14 protein-coding genes are annotated in these 20,319 nt (G+C 39.6%); 12 read left to right on the top strand and 2 right to left on the bottom strand.

Annotation, left to right across the window (positions count from 1 at the left end; translation table 11 throughout):
- The first annotated feature begins 23 nt into the window (after positions 1–23).
- The 7 genes from feoB to serB all read left to right on the top strand — a co-directional run bounded on the left by feoB (position 24) and on the right by serB (position 12,151).
- The gene (gene feoB, locus M2448_RS02760; protein ID WP_280644752.1) at positions 24–2,513 is read left to right on the top strand and encodes a ferrous iron transport protein B; all 2,490 of its coding nucleotides are present in this window, start codon (positions 24–26) and stop codon (positions 2,511–2,513) included.
- A 449-nt stretch (positions 2,514–2,962) separates the two neighbouring features.
- Positions 2,963–6,190 carry a SusC/RagA family TonB-linked outer membrane protein gene (locus M2448_RS02755; RefSeq protein WP_280644751.1) on the top strand — a complete coding sequence of 1,076 codons (3,228 nt, stop codon included), beginning with the start codon at positions 2,963–2,965 and terminating at the stop codon, positions 6,188–6,190.
- Between the two features lie 16 nt (positions 6,191–6,206).
- The gene (locus M2448_RS02750; protein ID WP_280644750.1) at positions 6,207–7,769 is read left to right on the top strand and encodes a RagB/SusD family nutrient uptake outer membrane protein; all 1,563 of its coding nucleotides are present in this window, start codon (positions 6,207–6,209) and stop codon (positions 7,767–7,769) included.
- Positions 7,770–8,464: 695 nt separating this feature from the next.
- Positions 8,465–9,094 carry an orotate phosphoribosyltransferase gene (gene pyrE, locus M2448_RS02745; RefSeq protein ID WP_280644749.1) on the top strand — a complete coding sequence of 210 codons (630 nt, stop codon included), beginning with the start codon at positions 8,465–8,467 and terminating at the stop codon, positions 9,092–9,094.
- Between the two features lie 15 nt (positions 9,095–9,109).
- A complete protein-coding gene (locus tag M2448_RS02740; protein WP_280644748.1) occupies positions 9,110–9,550 on the top strand; it encodes an SRPBCC family protein in 441 nt (146 codons plus the stop codon).
- Positions 9,551–9,557: 7 nt separating this feature from the next.
- Entirely contained in the window at positions 9,558–10,898 is a 1,341-nt protein-coding gene (argH, locus tag M2448_RS02735; RefSeq protein ID WP_280644747.1) for an argininosuccinate lyase, read from the top strand.
- Positions 10,899–10,930: 32 nt separating this feature from the next.
- Positions 10,931–12,151 (top strand): phosphoserine phosphatase SerB, encoded by a 1,221-nt coding sequence (serB, locus tag M2448_RS02730; RefSeq protein ID WP_280644746.1) that lies wholly within the window; start codon positions 10,931–10,933, stop codon positions 12,149–12,151.
- A gap of 747 nt (positions 12,152–12,898) precedes the next feature.
- On the opposite strand, the gene M2448_RS02725 is transcribed toward serB, so the two are convergent.
- Together M2448_RS02725 and M2448_RS02720 are read right to left on the bottom strand one after the other, a co-directional pair.
- Complete coding sequence (locus M2448_RS02725) at positions 12,899–14,512, bottom strand: ATP-binding cassette domain-containing protein (RefSeq protein ID WP_280644745.1); 1,614 nt, start codon at positions 14,510–14,512, stop codon at positions 12,899–12,901.
- A 409-nt stretch (positions 14,513–14,921) separates the two neighbouring features.
- Positions 14,922–16,361: a DUF4136 domain-containing protein gene (locus tag M2448_RS02720; RefSeq protein ID WP_280644744.1), complete on the bottom strand. Its 1,440-nt coding sequence runs from the start codon at positions 16,359–16,361 to the stop codon at positions 14,922–14,924.
- 441 nt (positions 16,362–16,802) lie between these two features.
- On the opposite strand from M2448_RS02720, the gene M2448_RS02715 reads away from it, so the two are divergent.
- The 5 genes from M2448_RS02715 to M2448_RS02695 all read left to right on the top strand — a co-directional run bounded on the left by M2448_RS02715 (position 16,803) and on the right by M2448_RS02695 (position 20,316).
- Entirely contained in the window at positions 16,803–17,546 is a 744-nt protein-coding gene (locus M2448_RS02715; RefSeq protein ID WP_280644743.1) for a phosphodiester glycosidase family protein, read from the top strand.
- 17 nt (positions 17,547–17,563) lie between these two features.
- Complete coding sequence (locus tag M2448_RS02710; protein WP_280644742.1) at positions 17,564–18,199, top strand: hypothetical protein; 636 nt, start codon at positions 17,564–17,566, stop codon at positions 18,197–18,199.
- Positions 18,200–18,227: 28 nt separating this feature from the next.
- Positions 18,228–18,908: a hypothetical protein gene (locus M2448_RS02705; RefSeq protein ID WP_280644741.1), complete on the top strand. Its 681-nt coding sequence runs from the start codon at positions 18,228–18,230 to the stop codon at positions 18,906–18,908.
- 251 nt (positions 18,909–19,159) lie between these two features.
- Positions 19,160–19,759: a riboflavin synthase gene (locus tag M2448_RS02700; RefSeq protein WP_280644740.1), complete on the top strand. Its 600-nt coding sequence runs from the start codon at positions 19,160–19,162 to the stop codon at positions 19,757–19,759.
- A gap of 2 nt (positions 19,760–19,761) precedes the next feature.
- Positions 19,762–20,316, top strand: a complete 555-nt coding sequence (locus tag M2448_RS02695; protein WP_280644739.1) for a nitroreductase family protein — start codon at positions 19,762–19,764, stop codon at positions 20,314–20,316.
- Positions 20,317–20,319 lie beyond the last annotated feature (3 nt).

Genomic DNA, 20,319 nt, shown 5'->3' with positions numbered 1-20,319 from the left:
CTGAATTAAAGAGAATCTTAGGTATGCTTTTATCCGATCTGAAAACGGGAGAAAGGGGTATTATAGTCCGCGTTAACGGTAGCGGGGCATTTCGCAAACGTATCCTTGAAATGGGGTTTATAAAAGGGAAAACGATAAAGGTAATCCTGAATGCACCATTAAAGGATCCCATCAAATATAAAATAATGGACTACGAGGTCTCACTTCGCCGTAGCGAAGCGAGGCTGATAGAAGTTGTATATCCCGACTTGTCGAAGAAGGCTGAAGTTGCCTCATTGCATCATAGTTTCGATTCTGAGGCGAACGAAATGTTAGTTGAAGATATCAGGAAGTCGCAACCGGTGAAATCTCAGGATGAGGGGAAGAAAGTTATTACAGTCGCATTAGTTGGTAATCCCAATGCAGGGAAGACGTCTCTGTTTAATATCGCCTCCGGCGCACACGAGCATGTCGGAAATTATGGAGGGGTGACAGTCGATTCTAAAGAAGGTAAGTTTAAGCATGGCGGCTACACTTTCAGGATTGTGGACTTACCCGGTACATACTCCCTTTCGGCATATACCCCCGAAGAATTGTTTGTGAGAAGCCACATTGTAGATGACAAACCCGACGTGGTGATCAATATAGTTGCAGCATCCAATCTCGAACGAAATCTGTATCTGACAACGGAACTGATCGATATGGAAGTACCTGTTGTTATCGCCCTTAATATGTATGACGAACTGCTCGGAAGCGGCAGTGAGTTCAACTATAAGAAGTTGTCGAAGATGATAGGGATACCGATGGTGCCCACTGTGGCAAAATCGGGAGTCGGTATAAATGAATTGTTTGATTCTGTTATACGTATTTATGAAGATAAGGAGCCTATTGTCCGTCGTGTACATATATATTATGGTAATACCATAGAGAACTCTATCAGCAAGTTGAATATACAACTGGAGAAAAGTAAAGCTGACAAGCTGGTTTTCCCGCGTCGTTATATTTCGGTTAAGTTATTAGAAAAGGATAGGGATATCGAGTCTTATGTTTCCTCCTTGTCTAACAGTAAAGGAATATTTGATGTAAGGGATACTGAGGTAAAATATGTAGAGGAAACTCTCAAAGAAGATACTGAGTCGGCTCTGACCAATGCCCGTTACGGGTTTATTGCCGGAGGATTGAAGGAGACTCTGAAGGAAAAGACGAACGAATCGGAGCGTACACGTATAATCGATTCCATCGTAACTAATAAGTATCTGGGTTTCCCTCTGTTTTTCTTCTTTATGTGGGTCATGTTCGAATGCACTTTCCGGTTGGGTGGCTATCCAATGGAATGGATAGAGAACGGAGTGGCTTTGCTCGGGAACTTTATCAGAGGTATAATGCCGGAAGGCATGCTCAAAGATCTGATTGTAGACGGTGTGATAGGCGGGGTAGGAGGTGTTATCGTATTTCTGCCTAATATATTGATATTGTATGCATTTATTTCCTTTATGGAAGATTCGGGCTATATGGCCCGAGCTGCATTTATAATGGATAAAGTAATGCACAAGATGGGACTGCATGGTAAATCTTTCATACCATTGGTAATGGGATTCGGGTGTAATGTGCCGGCTATTCTGGCAACAAGGACTATTGAGAGCCGCAATAGCCGTATGATAACAATGCTGATCAATCCGTTTATGTCGTGCAGTGCGCGATTGCCGGTTTATCTGTTATTTGTCGGTGTATTCTTTAAGTCATATGCCAGTTTTGTGCTGTTCGGGCTTTATTTTACAGGTATATTGATTGCTGTCGTTTCGGCACGAGTATTCAAGCGCTTCCTTTTCCCAAAAGAAGATACGCCGTTTGTTATGGAATTGCCGCCTTATCGTATGCCTACTGTACGTGCGGTTTTGATTCATATGTGGGATAAGTCGCGACAGTACCTTCGCAAGATGGGAGGGGTGATACTTATAGCTTCTATTATTATCTGGTTTCTGGGATATTTTCCGCGAAACGAGGTTAGAGAGGCCGCTTTCGATGATCAGATAGCAATGATAGAAGCCCATTTCGATACTAAGCAGATAGATGAAACAGCTAAACAAGAACAGATAGAAGGTGTTGAGGATCATCGAAATATAGCTCATCAGGAAGAGTCATATATCGGTCGCATCGGTAAAACCATAGAACCTGTAATGCGTCCGCTCGGATTTGACTGGAAGATCAGTGTCAGCCTGCTATCGGGTATGGCAGCTAAAGAGGTTGTGGTGAGTACATTGGGTGTTCTGTATACCGGAGATCCGGAAAATCAGGAGTCTCTTGAGGTTCGTTTACTTAGTGATACGAAGGTTGATGGTACTCCTGCCTTTACGCCTTTGGTTGTTGTCAGTTTGCTACTATTTGTGCTTATTTACTTTCCTTGTGTCGCAACTATCGCTGCAATAAAAGAGGAATCCGGTTCATGGAAATGGGGTATTTTTAGTATTATCTATACAACGTTGTTAGCTTGGATTGTATCATTCTTGGTCTATCAAATTGGAAGTTTGTTGTAGTTTGTTGCATTTTTGTGTTCATATGTAATTGATGTGTTGATCTTTGTTGTTTGATATTGTGAAAATATCAATAAATAGTGTCTTTTCTTTTGTTTGATGTATGTGAGAGAGAAAAGTGTTAAATCTTGACCCTTTTAAGACGAATTGTATGCTATGTGTTTTGACTTTTAATCCTAAAAAATGCCATAAGCCTTTCAATGTGATCTTTAATTAACACATTTGGGCTTTAATTAACATATATAATGATTGTAATACCCTTTCTGGCTTTCAAAATGTCAAAATTTATATAATTTAATCTAAGGTTTGTTTTTTCGTGAAAAATGTATAAATTTGCATATTGGAAAGCAAAGTGATGCTAAAAGTCACTATAAAACAACAAAGTGTAATCAGAGAATAATCATAATATTAATATATTGAAGTTGTTTTAATTTTAATAAAGTAGTGTTTGTATGAATAAAAGAGTGATGTTAATTCTCTCCTGCTTATTATTGAGCGTGGGATTTATCGTAGCGCAGACAACAAGGGTTAGTGGTACTGTTGTAGACAGTAACCAAGAGCCTGTTATTAGCGCTTCGGTTGTAGTGAAAGGAACTACTGTTGGTACCGTAACGGATCTTGATGGTAATTTTTCGATAAATGTGCCGGATGGGCGTAATACGTTGGTATTTACTCTGGTTGGTATGAAAACCGTAGAAGCCAGAGCTACACAGGGTATGAAAGTAATAATGGCCAATGATGACCAAATTTTGGATGAAGTGGTTGTTGTTGCTTATGGTGTATCGAAGAAGGAAGCATTGACCGGATCTGTATCAGCTATTTCTGCATCTGATATTGTGAAACGTCCGGTTTCGAATGTTGGATCGGCTCTCGAAGGTATGGGTACAGGTATACAGGTAAGCAGCTCTTTCGGAGAGCCGGGACAAGCTCCAACTATTCGTATACGTGGTTTCTCCTCGCTGGTTGGTGCTAATGATCCACTTATTATACTAGATGGATCTACCTACACAGGAAATATTGCTAATATCAATCCTGATGATATCGAAAATATCTCAGTGTTGAAAGATGCGGCTTCTACAGCATTATACGGTAGTCGTGGTGCTAATGGGGTTATTTTGATAACAACAAAAAGAGCGAAGGCCGGATCGAAGGGGTCAATGACGGTTTCTATTCGTCAGGGTATTACTAATAAAGCAATGCCAGAATATGATCGTATGGGAGCTGATCAATTTATGCAGGCATCTTGGACTAGCTACCGTAATGGTTTAATGACTAGCCGCCCGAATTTATCAATGGAGGAGGCAAATGCTTTAGCTAATACCGGTATTATCTCAAGTATTTTACGTTATAATATATATGATGTTCCAAATGATGAACTATTTGACGAAGATGGTATTTTTAATCCTAATGCAAAAATATTACCGGGTATTGCAGGTGACTTAGATTGGTTTAAGGATATGGAAAGAACAGGCTATCGTCAAGACTATAATTTAAGTGGTTCTGTGGCTACAGATAAATTAAGCTTGTTTTATTCTTTTGGTTACCTTAATGAAAAAGGATATGTGAAAACATCAGACTATGAGCGTCTTACTGGTCGAATTAATGCATCTTATTCTCCTCGTAAGTGGTTGAAAACGGGATTGACATTATCAGGGACCTATGAAAAACGTCACAGGACCGTTGGTGATGGAGGTAATTCTTATGTAAATGTATTCTATAACGCTCGGACTATGTCTCCTATATATCCTGTGCATTTGCATAATATGGAAACAGGGGATTATATATTGGATGTCGATGGCAATAAGCAATATGATACTGGAGAAGCAAACAGAAGACCTCAATATACGGCAAGACATGCTATCTGGGAAAACCAACTGAATAAGTATGAGGTAAAAACCAATAGAACAACGATTGAGCCATTTATGGAATTTTCGTTCCTTAATGATTTTAAATTCTTGGTAAAAGGAAATATGTCAATAAGGACATCGGCAGACACACGATATGGTAACTCTATAATTGGTGATGGTGCCGGAGTAGGAAGATCTTATCTGTATGATTATGATTTTAAGGAATATACCACTTCTCAGCAATTGAGTTGGGCAAGAACTTTCAAAGATGTACATAACCTTGATGCTGTATTGGTTCATGAATATAATAGCTGGTTTCGTGATTATAAATATCTATTTAAACAAGGAGAAAGTTTACCTAATCTTACCGATTTCGTAAATTTCTCAACTACTAATGCATTAGACTCATACAGAGCAAGGTATAATCTCGAAAGTTATTTGGGACGTATACGTTATAATTATGATGAAAAATATTTCGTAGAAGGGTCGTATCGTCGCGATGGTACTTCTATGTTCCATAAAGATACTCGTTGGGGTGGATTTTGGTCGGCCGGAGCCAGTTGGATTATTTCAAGAGAGGCATTTATGTCTGATTTGAGATGGGTTAATATGCTGAAAACCAGAATATCCTATGGTGAGGTAGGTAATACAGGTTTCGACCCTTCAATAAATGGAAACTATCAGATGTATCAAGATCAATATTCATTAGATTTTAATGGGGGTACAGGTGCTGTATTTAGATCTTTGATTTCAGAGCCAACGCTCACATGGGAGGCGATGAAGAGTTTTTCTGTAGGTTTGGATACTCGATTATTTAATCGTATAAACTTCTCGTTTGATTATTTTAGTAAGGTTAATGAAGATTTGTTGCTTGATGTTGTAAAACCGTTGTCTTCAGGATCTGTTACAAGCTCTACACCAGCATCACCTGTTGTAAGAATGAATGCCGGAACGATGAAAAACTATGGATTTGAATTGGCATTAGATGGAGATGTTATAAAAAATAGAGATTGGACATGGAATCTGGGAGCAGATGTGACATTCTTGAAAAATAAGATTACCAAACTTACTGACCAGATGTCTAAAAATGGACAAATCAACGGATGGAGTAGATGGAAAGAAGGCCTAAGCCGCTATGATCTTTATTTGTACCAATGGGCAGGAGTAGACCAAATGACAGGAGAATCTTTATATTATCTTGATCCTGCACAGGAAAAAGCAGCGATAAACGCAAAGCGTTATGTGGAAATACAAGGGAAGAAATACACTACGCAGGCTAGTTATGCATTACGTGAGAATTCTGGGTCAGCAATTCCTGATGCATATGGTAGTATAAAGACTTCATTAGCATATAAAGATTTCAGCTTATCTGTACTATGTACTTATGGTATAGGAGGGAAGGCTGTGGATGGAAATTACGCAGATTATATGTCAATGGGTGCGACTCCAAGTGCTGTACATAAGGATCTGGCAAAAGCGTGGACAGGAGTGCCTGTTGGACTGACAGAAACTTCATCAAATAGGATAGATAAAAATGGGGTTCCGGCTCTTAATAATACAAAGAATGCTTATAACCATTCCGCTATATCTACTCGTTTTCTGACTAATGCTTCATACTTTTATTTTAAAAATGTGAGTCTAAGTTATAACTTCCCTAAATTTATTACTAATAAGCTTGATTTGAACGGTTTGACTATTGGGGCGAATATCGAAAATCTTGCCTATTTTACGAAGCGTAAAGGGTTTGATCCACAGCGTTCGTTTAATGGGGAATCTGATTATCAGTTTGTGCCAGCTAGAACATTCTCCTTCTCATTAAATATTACCCTATAATAAAAATACTGAGAATATGAAAAAATATATATACATAATACTTGTTGTATGTGTTGGGTTATTATACCCTTCGTGTAATAATTCGTTAAATACAGACCCATATGATACAGTCGCTAAAGAAGTTGTATTCAGTACAACAGAATACGCATACTTTGCCGTAAATGGTTTGAATTTGCTGACAGCTAAGCAGTATCTTGGTAGTCAGGGGCTTAACGGTGAGGGTACTATAAAACTTTGGTATGGAGAATATCCTGGGAACAACTTTGTGAAAGATCTTCCAGGATGGGCTGCAATCATTAATCAACAGTACATGACCAATCTTACCAGTATTTATTTGTACTATCCATGGTATTATTATTATCGCCTGATCGGAGATGCAAATACAATATTGGATTATGTGGATGCTGCAGAAGGTTCGGAAGAGGATAAGAAAGAGATAAAAGCCAGAGCCTTAACGTATAGAGCATATAGTTATTTTATGCTTTCGCAACTATATTGTAAGCGTTGGAGTGATAGTAATGGAGGAACCTCTCAAGGAATGATTCTTCGCTTAGAGTCTGTTACAGAGAATGATATGCCGTTCTCTACACTAAAAGAAACGTATGATCGAGTGTACAAAGATTTGGATCAGGCGATAATCTATTTTGGTGAATCAAAAAAAGGAAGTAGTGAGTTTTATGACATGACTATTAATGCAGCTCGTGCGATTTACGCTCGTGCGGCTTTGACGCGCGAAGATTTTGCAACAGCAGCTACGATGGCTGCTGCGGCGAGAGCAGACTACCCTTTAATGAGTAATGGAGAGATGCTGGCTGGTTTCTCAGACCCTACAAGCGAATGGATATGGGGATCTTATGGCGGTTCAGAACAGAATCTCTACTATTATTCTTATCAGTCATATATAGCTTATAATTCATCTGGTTCCATAGTAAGGCTTTATCCAATGTGTATTCCTAAAGAATTATATGCCCAAATACCTGAGACTGACGTGAGACGCAACTGGTGGTATTATCCGGGGGATGCGACAACTCCTCCAAGTGAAATCAATGTGAAAACAGAAGCAGGGAAAGTTGTAGATGCAAAGATCAGATCTGCATATTCAAAACTTCCGTCAAATGCCATAACATATAATTATATGCATTTTAAGATTCAGGCGAATGACTTACCGGGTGTAGGTAATACCTGTCACTTCAGATCTTCTGAGATGTATCTGATAGAAGCCGAAGCACTCGTTCGTCAGAATCCATCTAAAGATGCAGATGCTCAAAAGCTGATGATCGCATTGAACAAAACAAGTGGTCGTGATCCAAATTATAATACGACTAACACCGGACAGGATTTGTTAGAAGAGATATGGAAATATCGTACTATTGAACTTTGGGGGGAAGGATTCGATTGGTTTGATTTGAAAAGGACGAATCGTCCTGTCTCCAGAGCCGATAGAGCGACTGGCGGTAGCTTTATTTCAGATTTGGCTGTTAAGATAGCAACAGATGCAAATAACGGATGGGTTTGGAGTACTCCACGACTTGAAACAGACTATAATACGTTATCAGTATTGCCGCAACCATCTAATTAATAGAGAATATATCTATATTAACCAAAAGCCTCCAAATCCTGAATTTGGAGGCTTTTTATTTCTTTTAACCCTTCATTAACGCCCTTTTTCGATATAATTGCATAACTTTGATCTCAGTAAAAAGAAAGGAAATAAAGATGTTTCAAGAAATAATAGTTGCATTAGTAGGACTATCGGTGGCGCTGATAGTTATTTATAAAATATACGGTTTTTTCTTCTCCAAAACTGAACAAAAAGGCAGTTGCGGATGTTCAAAATGCGGATGCAGCACAAAACAAAAGTCTATAAAATATTGATCCTATATTTGCATAGTTCGATAGTTTTGCGTAAATTTGATATAAAGAAATAAAAAGCTAGTTCTAAGTCGTGTTGGTCGATTGGGAAGCTCATCAATTAATAAAATATCCGAGACAAGCTTTTGATTCTAATGGCGGGCCACACCTCCGGGTTGCATAGCACAGTGGATTACAAAGGGATCGAAGCGCTCAAATCCTGTTTTACGGAGTTTCGGCTATATCCACCAATACGACTTTTCTATACAAAGGGATTTGTCTATCATAAGACAAATCCCTTTGCCTTATATACCTCCAGCAAAAAAACACATTTTCTTTCTGCTATAATTTCTTTTATTCTGCCTATTAATTGTATATTTGTAGGCAAATAATATTGATTGTTGTTATTTAGAATAGATAAATATGAGCACTTTAGAAAAACTGACTGCCGAAAAGCTTCTTAGTATCAGGGCCATCAAATTGCAGCCCTCTAACCCTTTTACATGGGCTTCGGGTTGGAAATCGCCTATTTATTGTGATAATAGAAAGTTGATATCTTATCCTAAGATACGCACTTTTATTAAGATAGAACTCTCCAGGCTTATTATAGAGCACTTCCCCGCAGTAGATGCTATCGCAGGGGTCGCTACAGGGGCTATAGCTCCCGGTGCATTGGTCGCAGATGCTTTAGGATTACCCTTCGTATATATACGTGCTACTCCGAAAGATCATGGTCTCGAAAACCTGATCGAAGGAGAATTGAAGCCGGGAAGCAAAGTAGTTGTTGTTGAAGACCTTGTTTCTACAGGCTCTAGTAGCCTGAAAGCAGTAGACGCTATTCGCCGCGACAGTTCGGAGGTCATAGGAATGGTGGCGAATTTCACCTATGGTTTTCCTATAGCTACCGAGAAGTTTAGCCAAGCCGGAGTAGAACTACTGACGTTAACAAACTACGATGCAGTATTAGAAGAGGCTTTACGTATAGATTATATAGCCGAGTCCGATCTTGAGACATTGCAAGAGTGGAGAAAAGCTCCTGCCGATTGGAAATAAGCGGATAAAGATATTATGACAGAATTTTTTAGTGAAGTAAAAACTATACCGTATACCGATACGGATGTATATGCAGTGCTTTCAGACCTGAATAATCTGGAACTGGCAAAAGAAAGAATCCCACAAGATAAAATCAAAGACTTTAGTTTCGATTCGGATTCCTGTACAGTGACAGTAGATCCTATCGGGAAAATAAGGTTTGTAGTTGTAGAAAGAGAGCCTAATAAGACAATCAAGTTTCAGGCAGAGCAGCTGCCTTTTGGAGTAAATATGTGGATTCAGCTTTTACCGGATAATAACGGAGAAACAAAGATGAAACTTACCGTACATGCCGATCTGAATCCTTTCTTGAAACCAATGGTGTCGAAGCCATTGCAGGCCGGGTTGGATAAAGTGGCGGACAGCCTTGCTGCGTTACCTTACAATAAGATATTAGATAAAGGAACAATCGGATAATAGCTAAATGAAACTTTGGGAAAAGAGTGTTCAGGTAAATAAAGATGTTGAATCTTATACAGTAGGACGCGACAGGGACATGGATGTATATCTTGCCCCTTATGACGTTTTGGGCTCTATGGCACACATAACAATGTTAGAGTCTATAGGCTTGCTCACTAAGGATGAATTGTCCATATTGTTGAAGGAGCTGAAAGCTATATATCAGATAGCAGTTGAAGGGAAATTCTTTATCGAAGAAGGTATAGAAGACGTTCACTCTCAGGTAGAGCTTATACTTACCCGCAAGCTGGGAGATGTGGGGAAAAAGATACATAGCGGCCGTTCGAGAAACGACCAAGTATTGGTCGATCTAAAGCTGTTTACCCGCGACCAGATACAGATGCTTACCGATAGCGTATCCAAACTAATAGATACATTGCTTCTCCAGAGTGAGAAATATAAAGATGTACTTATTCCCGGATATACACATTTGCAGATAGCTATGCCGTCATCCTTCGGTCTGTGGTTCGGCGCTTATGCCGAGAGTCTTGTAGATGACTTGCAACTGCTTTTAGCTGCGTATAAGATTTGCAATCGAAACCCCTTAGGTTCGGCAGCCGGATATGGCTCTTCTTTTCCATTGAACAGGCAAATGACAACCGATCTGCTCGGTTTCGACTCGATGGACTACAATGTAGTCTATGCCCAAATGGGGCGGGGAAAGACTGAGCGTATAGTTTCTTTTGCTATCGCTTCTATTGCCGGAACGTTATCTAAATTGTCTTATGATGCTTGTCTGTACAATAGCCAGAACTTTGGGTTTATAAAGCTTCCGGACGAATATACTACAGGTTCCAGCATCATGCCTCATAAGAAAAATCCGGATGTATTTGAGCTTACACGCGCTAAGTGTAATAAGTTACAGGCTTTGCCTAACGATATAACGCTGATTATCAACAATCTTCCTTCCGGTTATTTTCGTGACCTACAGGTAATAAAGGAACAATTTATCCCGTCATTCGAAGAGATGAACGATTGCCTGCAAATGGTAAATAGGATGATGAGCGAAGTGAAGATTAACGAAAATATACTCGATGATCCTAAGTACTTGCTTATATTCAGTGTAGAAGAAGTAAACCGCCTGGTATTGCAGGGAGTTCCTTTCAGGGATGCTTACAAGCAGGTCGGTCTGGAGATAGAGAAGGGGAACTTCGCCCATGATAAAAAAGTGCAGCATACGCACGAAGGAAGTATCGGCAACTTATGCAATGATCAGATAGATATCTTGAAGCAACAAATTATAAATCAGTTTGGATTCGATAGAGTGTCATCTGCAGAGAAGGCCTTGTTGGATTCCGTCAATTAAACTACCATATATTATAACTACATTGTCTTGTTATGGAAGATTCAGAAATAATATTAGCTAGTCTGTCCGGAGAGGACAAGCCGGGCGTTACGGCTGCCCTGACAGCAGTATTGGCTGCTCACGATGCTAATATATTAGATATAGGTCAGGCGAATATACATCACTCATTATCATTAGCCATAATGTTTGAGGCAGAGAATGCCGGAGAGGTTATAAAAGCCCTGCTGTTTAAGGCCACAGATCTAGGTGTGATCATACGCTTTTCCCCTATCAGTAAGGAAGAATATACCCGTTGGGTATGTATGCAGGGAACCAAAAACCGCTATATAGTCACCATGCTGGGACGTAAACTGACCCCTACGCAGATATCAGCAGTGGCTCGTATTAGTCAGAAATATAAGCTCAACATAGAAAAAATAACCCGTCTTACAGGACGTGTCCCATTAGAATCGGAAAACCGTCCGAGCCGTTCATGTATCGAAATGGCTATCAGAGGTATGGTTGATGATGTGCAGTTATTGAAGCACGACTTCATGCAACTTGCCGATGAGCATGGTATAGATATTGCCTTTCAGGTAGAGAGCATGTATCGCCGTATGCGCCGTCTTGTATGTTTCGATATGGATTCTACCCTGATACAAACCGAAGTGATCGACGAACTGGCCGAGCGCGCAGGGGTAGGGGACGAAGTGAAAGCAATCACAGAATCAGCAATGCGTGGGGAAATTGACTTTTCAGAGAGTTTCAAAAAGCGTGTAAGCCTGCTGAAAGGATTGGACGAGTCGGTGATGAAAGAAATTGCCGAGAGCCTTCCTATAACCGAAGGTATGACCCGCCTTATCCGTATATTGAAGAAGGGGGGCTATAAGCTCGCCATATTGTCCGGAGGATTTACCTATTTTGGTAATTATCTCAAAGATAAATACGGATTCGATTACGTATATGCCAATGAGCTTGAAATAGAGAACGGTAAGCTGACCGGAAATTATCTGGGCGACATTGTTGATGGCAAACGCAAAGCCGAATTGCTGCGTCTGTTGGCTCAGGTAGAGAAAGTAGATATGCGCCAGACGGTGGCAGTAGGAGATGGAGCCAACGATTTGCCGATGCTTGGTATTGCCGGTCTTGGTATTGCATTCCATGCTAAACCGAAAGTGAAAGAGAATGCAAAACAATCCCTGTCGACTGTGGGGCTCGATGGTATTCTGTACTTTTTAGGATACAGAGACTCGATGCTTGTGGGAGAAGAATAAGCTGATCGGTATTTACTATTTTTAGAATGACTGGGTATAATATCTCGGAGGAGCTATGTCCAAAAACCAGATGAATCAAGATTAACTTTCACAAGCAAATTTATGAATTTGTAAGATTAGTAAAAAGTCTGAACCTTACTTGGTGATTGGAGGTTTTTAATGCCCAGAACACCTTTGAATAACTCCTCCTTGATATATTCTTTGCTGAAAAAGTAATATATATTTTTTGAAATGTTTTTTTATTTGTTTGAGTCTGCTCGTATTGTGTAAATATAACACATTTTTCGTTTCGTGTTGCAAATATATATATAGATAATGTAATAATTAAAAATTATTATGTTAAAATTAATCCTGTAGCGGGATTTTTGTGTATTCTACTAATAAGTACTGAGATAATCAATTTTATGATAATATGGCGGAAGTATCTGTAATCTGATTTGCTTGATCTCGTCGATAGATATACTTATTGTTTATTTTAACTTTTACTTCGCAGGTTTAGCGTGCTAAACCAAGAGTGGAAAGTAGAAAATAGAGAAGAAAGAATAAAAATAAGAGCCAAAGAATAATAAGAAATAGTTATATGAGATTTTTTCGCTCAAATTTAAACAGTTACTAAATATATCCTTGCCAGATCTGATCTGATGCAAACTATAGATAAACCAGTCTTGAAATAATGCAGATATGCCTATAAAAAGAATAAGGACTTTACCAGTCCTCATTCTTTTATGTATATAAATTTAGTCGTTATCAGCTGTACATCTTCTCTCTCAGTGCTTTTATATCATCTGATGTAATATAATCATCATAATCCATGATCTTATCAATTGTCCCTTTTGGTGTCAGTTCTATTACACGATTACATACTGTTTGAATAAATTCGTGGTCGTGCGACGACATCAGCACATTCCCTTTGAGTTGTATCAATGTATTATTGAATGCCTGTATCGATTCCAGATCGAGATGGTTGGTAGGTGAATCCAGTACCAGGCAGTTGGCGCTCTTCATCATCATGCGGGCTATCATACAGCGCATTTTTTCGCCCCCTGAGAGCACTTTTGTATTTTTGAGTACCTCTTCCCCGGAAAATAACATTCTACCCAAGAATCCTTTTATATAGATCTCACTGGTGTCGTCAGAGAACTGTGACAACCAGTCGATCAGGTTAAGATCATCTTTAAAATAATCACTGTTATCCAAAGGCAGGTAGGCCGGTGTTATTGTTTGTCCCCAGCTATATGTTCCGTTATCCGGTTTTTGATATTCGTTTATTATTTCAAAGAACGCAGTCATGGCACGCGGGTCGCGTGACAGGAAAACTACTTTATCATCTTTTTCTATATTAAAGCTTACATTGTCGAACAATACTTTACCTTCAACCGATTTGCTGAGGTTGTTCACTTCCAGTATTTTATTGCCCGGTTCGCGGTCGGGAGTGAAGATAATGCCCGGATATTTACGTGATGATGGTTTGATCTCTTCAATATTAAGTTTCTCCAACATTTTTTTGCGGCTTGTAGTCTGTTTCGATTTAGCTACATTGGCGCTAAAGCGGCGGATAAACTCTTCCAACTCCTTCTTCTTCTCTTCGGCCTTTTTGTTCTGTTGTTGTTGCTGGCGCAGGGCTAATTGGCTCGATTCGTACCAGAAACTGTAGTTCCCGGCAAACATGGCTACCCGCCCGAAGTCGATATCTACAGTGTGTGTACATACCGAATCCAGAAAGTGGCGGTCGTGCGATACGATCAGTATTGTATTTTCTGCATTGGCAAGATAATTTTCGAGCCACATTACAGTTTCTATATCGAGGTCGTTGGTAGGCTCATCGAGCAAGAGGTTATCCGGATTTCCGAACAATGCCCGAGCCAATAATATACGCACCTTTTGTTTACCGCTTATATCACCCATCATCTGGTAATGCATGTCTTCGGCAATACCTAGCCCGCTTAGCAGCATGGCAGCATCGCTTTCGGCATTCCAGCCTTCCAACTCGGCAAACTTTTCTTCCAGTTCAGATGCCCTGATACCATCGGCATCAGTAAAATCTTCTTTTGCATACAGGGTATCTTTTTCCTGCATGATATCCCAGAGGACAGAGTGTCCCTGCAATACTGTATTCATTACCGTCTGGCTATCGAATGCAAAGTGATCCTGCGAAAGTACAGAGAGGCGTTCGCCCGGCCCCAGTGAAAAAGTTCCGCTTGTAGCATCTTTTTCGCCGCTGAGTATTTTTAGAAAAGTTGATTTTCCGGCGCCATTTGCACCGATTATACCATAGCAATTACCACTTGTAAACTTCAGATTCACATCTTGAAACAATACGCGTTTGCCAAACTGAATACCTAAATTTGAAACTGTTATCATTATTATTGTTTTATATACTAAGTTGATCGCAAAGGGAATAAAAGATAACCGTTCCCGCAATGCGAAATATGAAATCGGGCGCAAAGGTACGAATTTTTTGCCTGATTCTGTAATAGATACCGGAATAAACTGACAGATATTTGAAAGTCCCACAGAGAGCAGGGTTGTTAAGTTCTTGTTTCTCTTCAATCAATTGCCCCCACTTTCGAGTGGAGGAACAAGTCTGATAATCGTGAAATGGCTTTAGCCGAATTAGCTCCGCTGAACGTTGTTTCAAAGAATCTAAAGAGTCAAACAGTTTTGACTAAAGTCTTCTTAGCGGTTACTTCAAACCCACGCCTTAAAAGGCGTGGCAACTCATAAAGCTTAACAGCCCTGCTCTCTGTGGGACAGAGAAACTATGTCAGGTTTATAAGGCTTTTACTGCGATTGATTTACGTATCTGTGGGGTAATGGTGAAGCGGCGAAGCTGCATACCGGTCCATGCTTCAATTTCTATTTTGTTGTCATTTTTGCTATTTATATACTTTTCGAAGTCGTACAGATATGAAAAGTGAGTCTGATAATCTGACTTGTTGAATGCCTTGTTTATGTCGCTATAGTATGCAGTATTCCAGAACATGCAATCTGCATATCCGTCGGCATTAGTAAACAGGGTAGCCTGATCGCGGTACACCATTGTTTCCGATATAAAACGCTTATAAGCATCGGACAGGCTTTCCTTCGTATGTTCGAACTTTTTGTTATTCAGTTTTTTTATTACATATCCCGGACGTATTCCGGCACGAAAGGCTGGAGAGTCCATATCCACGTCTTTTACGGTAGTCAGGTCGTCAGCATCAAAATGCATCCCTGTATAATTGTACTTATTGAGGTCGACTCTGTAGGTCGCCTCACTTTTGGCTATGGCGAACGGAAACTGTTTCAGCATAAGCGGGGTATGCAGCCTTATATATTCGTCCAATGTATATTGAGAAGACATGTAGTCTTTTATATTACAATCCCATATCTGGGTCAGCTTGTTGGTGTCGATGTATTTGCGATCATAAAAACTGAATCCGAATTCCACGATAAACTGTCCGGCCTTTTCTTTATTCCGTTCCTTCGGGTCGAAAATAGGCAGCAGTACGAGTTGTTGTTTCTGGCTGTCGTAGCGCCATGTGCCCGGAGCATAGTTTGGGTTGTCCAATCCTGTGAATTTAGGATTAGGTCCGTAGCTGTAATATACCTGTACTACAATGTCGGGATCGGAGGTGTCGCGCACCAATCCTTTCGCTATCAGGTCTTGTTCCAGTAGGGCAGTTATTTCCGTATCTATTGCCGGAACGGGATTCCCATCGGTATAGAAATCGAAAGAATGATAATCTGTATAGTCTACATCCTTGTTAGGTTCTACTTCCAAAGGCAGTGAGAATGTACGGCGATTCGTGTTTTCGAGGCTGTAGAATGAAAATATTTCCGATAGTTGCCTTTCATTCACCGAGTTAGTTGCAATACATTCACGCGTCAGCGTATATTCCTTAAAATAAGTATTCATGTTTCTGATAGTGAAGTTTACCGTAGGAACATACATATTATCGAATAGCCAGTGTGCAATTGTCTGGTTGTCTCTCAGGTATGTGGCTTTACTGTCTATTTCCATAATGATGTCGCCGACTTTTATACCTGTCTTTTCGGCAGGAGAGTATGGCTCTATTTCGGTTATTACCAGTTCACCGTATCCCCAGTTGGGATTTTTGCTAACTTCAAACGTAAATCCGAAATAGCAGTTTTTGTCATACACCTGCGATTGTATATAGTTGATGGAGGAAAAGCAAAGAATGAGACACGTACACAGTATTTTCTTCATTTTACAGTTTTGTTAGGAAATCAGGTGGCAAAGATATGATTTTTTTTGAATTTCTCCCCTTACAATAAGAGTATTAGCCATCTGTTTGCAACTGATTTTATGAGCCATTAATATCAAAAAGGTAACAAAGGTAACCCTTTTGCATTATTCTTCTGTTACTTTTCTTAATTGCCACGACTTTTAAGTCGTGGGGTGTAAACTATGTAAAAAAGACTTTAGTCAAACCTTTTTTGGCTAAAGCCATGTAACAAATTAGCCTTTATACCTCCAGCTAAAGCAGGAGGCAATAGGAAAAGGTAACAAAAGTAACTCACATTGGTTCTAATTTTTTGATTGTAACTTTTTTGCTTCACTTTTTATTTATATGAATAGTTTCGTTACCTTTATTTTCTTTATAGATAAACAAAGCTGAATCTGATAATAGAATATTTGTGATATAAAATGAATCTTAACAATAAGCTCTCTCTTTCTTTAATAATACTCATTTTATCGATAGTCGGTTTTGTAAGTTGCTCTGCAAATAGGAATCCGGCAGACGACCGTATCATAAGCTATGTAGCCGATCCTTGTTCGCAGGACTTGGCATTCTATTGGCGCGATGATAGCGGAAAGATAATCCGTAGCATACAGAATCTGAAGACCTATGCAGAGACAAAGGATAAGAAACTTATTTTTGCGATGAACGGAGGAATGTTTGATTCGCTCTATACACCGCAGGGGCTTTATATAGAAGATTGTCTACAGTTGATCCCATTAGATACAGCTTCGGGAAGTGGAAACTTTTATATGAAACCCAATGGTGTATTCTATATTACAACTGAGAATAAAGCTGCTGTGTGCAAAACGGAAAACTTTGAGAACGGCGGACAAGTGAAATATGCCACACAGTCGGGGCCTATGTTGCTCACCGGCGGGCAGATTCATCCGCAGTTCAAAGAAGGTTCGTCCAATGTGCATATCCGCAATGGGGTAGGAGTATTACCCGATGGTAAAGTTCTATTTGCCATATCCGTTACAAAGGTTAATCTTTATGACTTTGCCGCTTATTTCAGGTCTCAGGGGTGTACAGATGCGCTGTATCTCGATGGCTTTGTTTCCCGTATGTATCTGCCCGAAAAGAACAGGATGCAGATAGATGGCAAATTCGGAGTGATAATAGCAGTAACAGAAGATATTAAGAAGTAATATTTATATATTAGTTTATGAAACGATTTTTCACAATAAGCCTGTTGCTTTTATTTGTATATCAGGCATACTCGCAGATTGATTTTCGTAACGATCCTGCATCAGTCAATGATAAGCATACAAATTATCAGGATATGAACCGCAGGGCAGATCAAAAACTAGGGCTAACGAATGATTTCGATTTTGAGCTTCGCTTGTGGACGAATGAAGGCCTTGCCAATTTTTATTCTTTATTCATACTGAGGTTAAAAAATGATGTGTGGAGTGCCAGATATATAGAATATGACGGTATAAGTAAGACATGGGAAGCATCGGGAGTCGACCAGCAAGGACTCGATAGATTATGGTATGCCCTCGAACGGCAGAAGGTATTGACACTACCTACTCAGGATTCTATTCGCGATAAGATGAAAATATATGCAGCTGATACCACCGCCGTCTTTTATTCGCAGGCCGATGTGTATAAGACAGCTACTATTACCGACGGTATCGGTTATCGGTATGAACTGAAAAATAAGACGAAACAGCGTGTGTATAATTACCATTCTCCAAAAGGATATCTGGAGCCATTCCCCAATGTAGAAGAATTTTACAGGGCTTATGCTATCGTTGCTTTGATAAGGCGTCAGCTCGGGCAGCGTATAGATGAGTGAAAGAATAATGATTTTTAATATAAGGTCTATGAAAAAGATACTGATTCTGATTATAGGAATTTTGTTTACTGATCTTTCTTATTCGCAGATAGATTTTAAAGATGAACCGAAAAGTTTCAAGGAGAAAAACAAAAAATGGTATAATTTCGGGAGAAGAAACAAAGAAATAAATACAGAATTTAAACTTAAAAACGACTATGACTTCGAACTCCGTTTATGGACGGATCCTGCTCCTGTGTTAGGACCGTCGGTATTCGTTATGCAACAGAAAGATAATAAATGGACAGCACAATATTATGCCCAAGCTATTCGTAAAGAGGGTGATAAATATATCCCTTATTGGAAAAAGAAAGATTTGGACAGTGAAAAACTGAACGAGTTATGGGCGAAACTGGTAGAAAATCAAGTACTTACTTTACCTACGCAGGATTCTATAAGAGACAGGATGAGGATTTATTCAACCGATACTCTTGCTGTATTCTATCCGCCTAATCAGTTAGCTGGGTGGCCATATTATGCTCCTGCAATACTCGATGGTATGATATACAGAGTGGAGCTAAGAACGAAAAAAAAGAAAAGAACTTATACTTATCACTGTCCCAAAGGGTATCTCGAAAATTGTCCTAATGTAGAAGAACTATATAGAGCATATGCTATTATTGTACTTATAAGGAAATATGCAGGATTAAACCTTTCTGCTATCTGCTGAAAATTATTAATAGAGTATGAAATTCTCTTGATTTTTTGTCTTTTATTCTTTTTGTCATATTGAGGAGCGAACTGAAAATCGACAGAACGTGGTGTCGTCAGGCATCTCTTTTTCAGAAAGAAGATTTTCTTCATTACGTTCATGATAACAAAGAGCGAAACACTTTGATGGCATATTTTACTTTTGATATGCTCTCTTTTAATTTAATAAATGCGTACCTTTGTACTGCAAAAAAATAAAATATAAATAATATGTTTTCAGGCATAGTAGAAGAAGCAGCTACAGTAGTTTCGTTGCGCAAAGAAGCAGAAAATCTGCATCTGACAATGAAGTGTTCATTCACTCATGAGTTGAAAATAGATCAAAGCGTATCTCATAACGGAGTATGCCTTACAGTAGTAAATCTTGATGGCGATACATACACCGTAACCGCTATAAAAGAAACGCTCGAACGTTCCAATCTGGGGCTGTTGCAGGTAGGAGACAAAGTAAACCTCGAACGCAGTATGCTGATGAACGGCCGCCTCGACGGACACATCGTACAAGGACATGTAGACCAGACAGCCCGCTGTGTAGAGATCCGCGAAGCTGATGGTAGCTGGTATTTCAAATTTGAATACGATTTCGACCGAGAAATGGCTAAAAAAGGTTATCTGACTGTAGATAAAGGTTCGGTAACGGTAAACGGAGTAAGTCTGACAGTCGTAGCCCCTACTAACAATACATTTGAAGTAGCTATCATTCCATATACATACGAATATACGAATTTCCACCAGTTTAAGGTTGGCAGTGTAGTAAATATTGAATTCGATATTATCGGTAAATATATAAGCCGCATCACACAGCTTTAATTATGGAGGCTACAGACTTCTACGAACTGGTAAAACACCGTCAAAGTACACGTGCATTCGATACTTCGCGTACAGTAGATCGTGAGACGATTGGACGCATACTCGAAGCAGGGCGTTTGTCACCTTCTGCCTGCAATGCGCAGCCATGGCATTTCATTGTAGTAGACGAGCCCGAATTGAAGAACAAGGTTGCTGATGCAGCGTCTGCCCGTTTATTGGGTATGAATCACTTTACAAAGCAAGCCCCTGTTCATATCATCGTTGTCGAAGAAAAAGTCAATCTCAGTTCGGGTATAGGAGGTATGGTAAAAGATAAGCACTTTGCCTTTCTCGATATAGGTATTGCCACAGCGCATATTTGTCTGGCAGCCGAAGCCGAAGGACTAGGCAGTTGCATTCTCGGATGGTTTGCCGAAGCTAAAATGAAGAAGCTACTAAACATTCCCGAAAATAGACGTGTAGTGCTCGATATTGTAATCGGCTATCCGGCTCAACCCTTACGTGAGAAAAAACGGAAGTCGACAGAAGAGATAATCTCCTATAACACATATAAATAGAAC

This window comes from Dysgonomonas sp. PF1-14 (assembly GCF_029892965.1).
In the GTDB taxonomy this organism is placed as follows: Bacteria; Bacteroidota; Bacteroidia; order Bacteroidales; family Dysgonomonadaceae; genus Dysgonomonas.
Note: the sequence above shows the minus strand (reverse complement) of the source record. Positions and strands in the feature narration are given on the sequence as shown.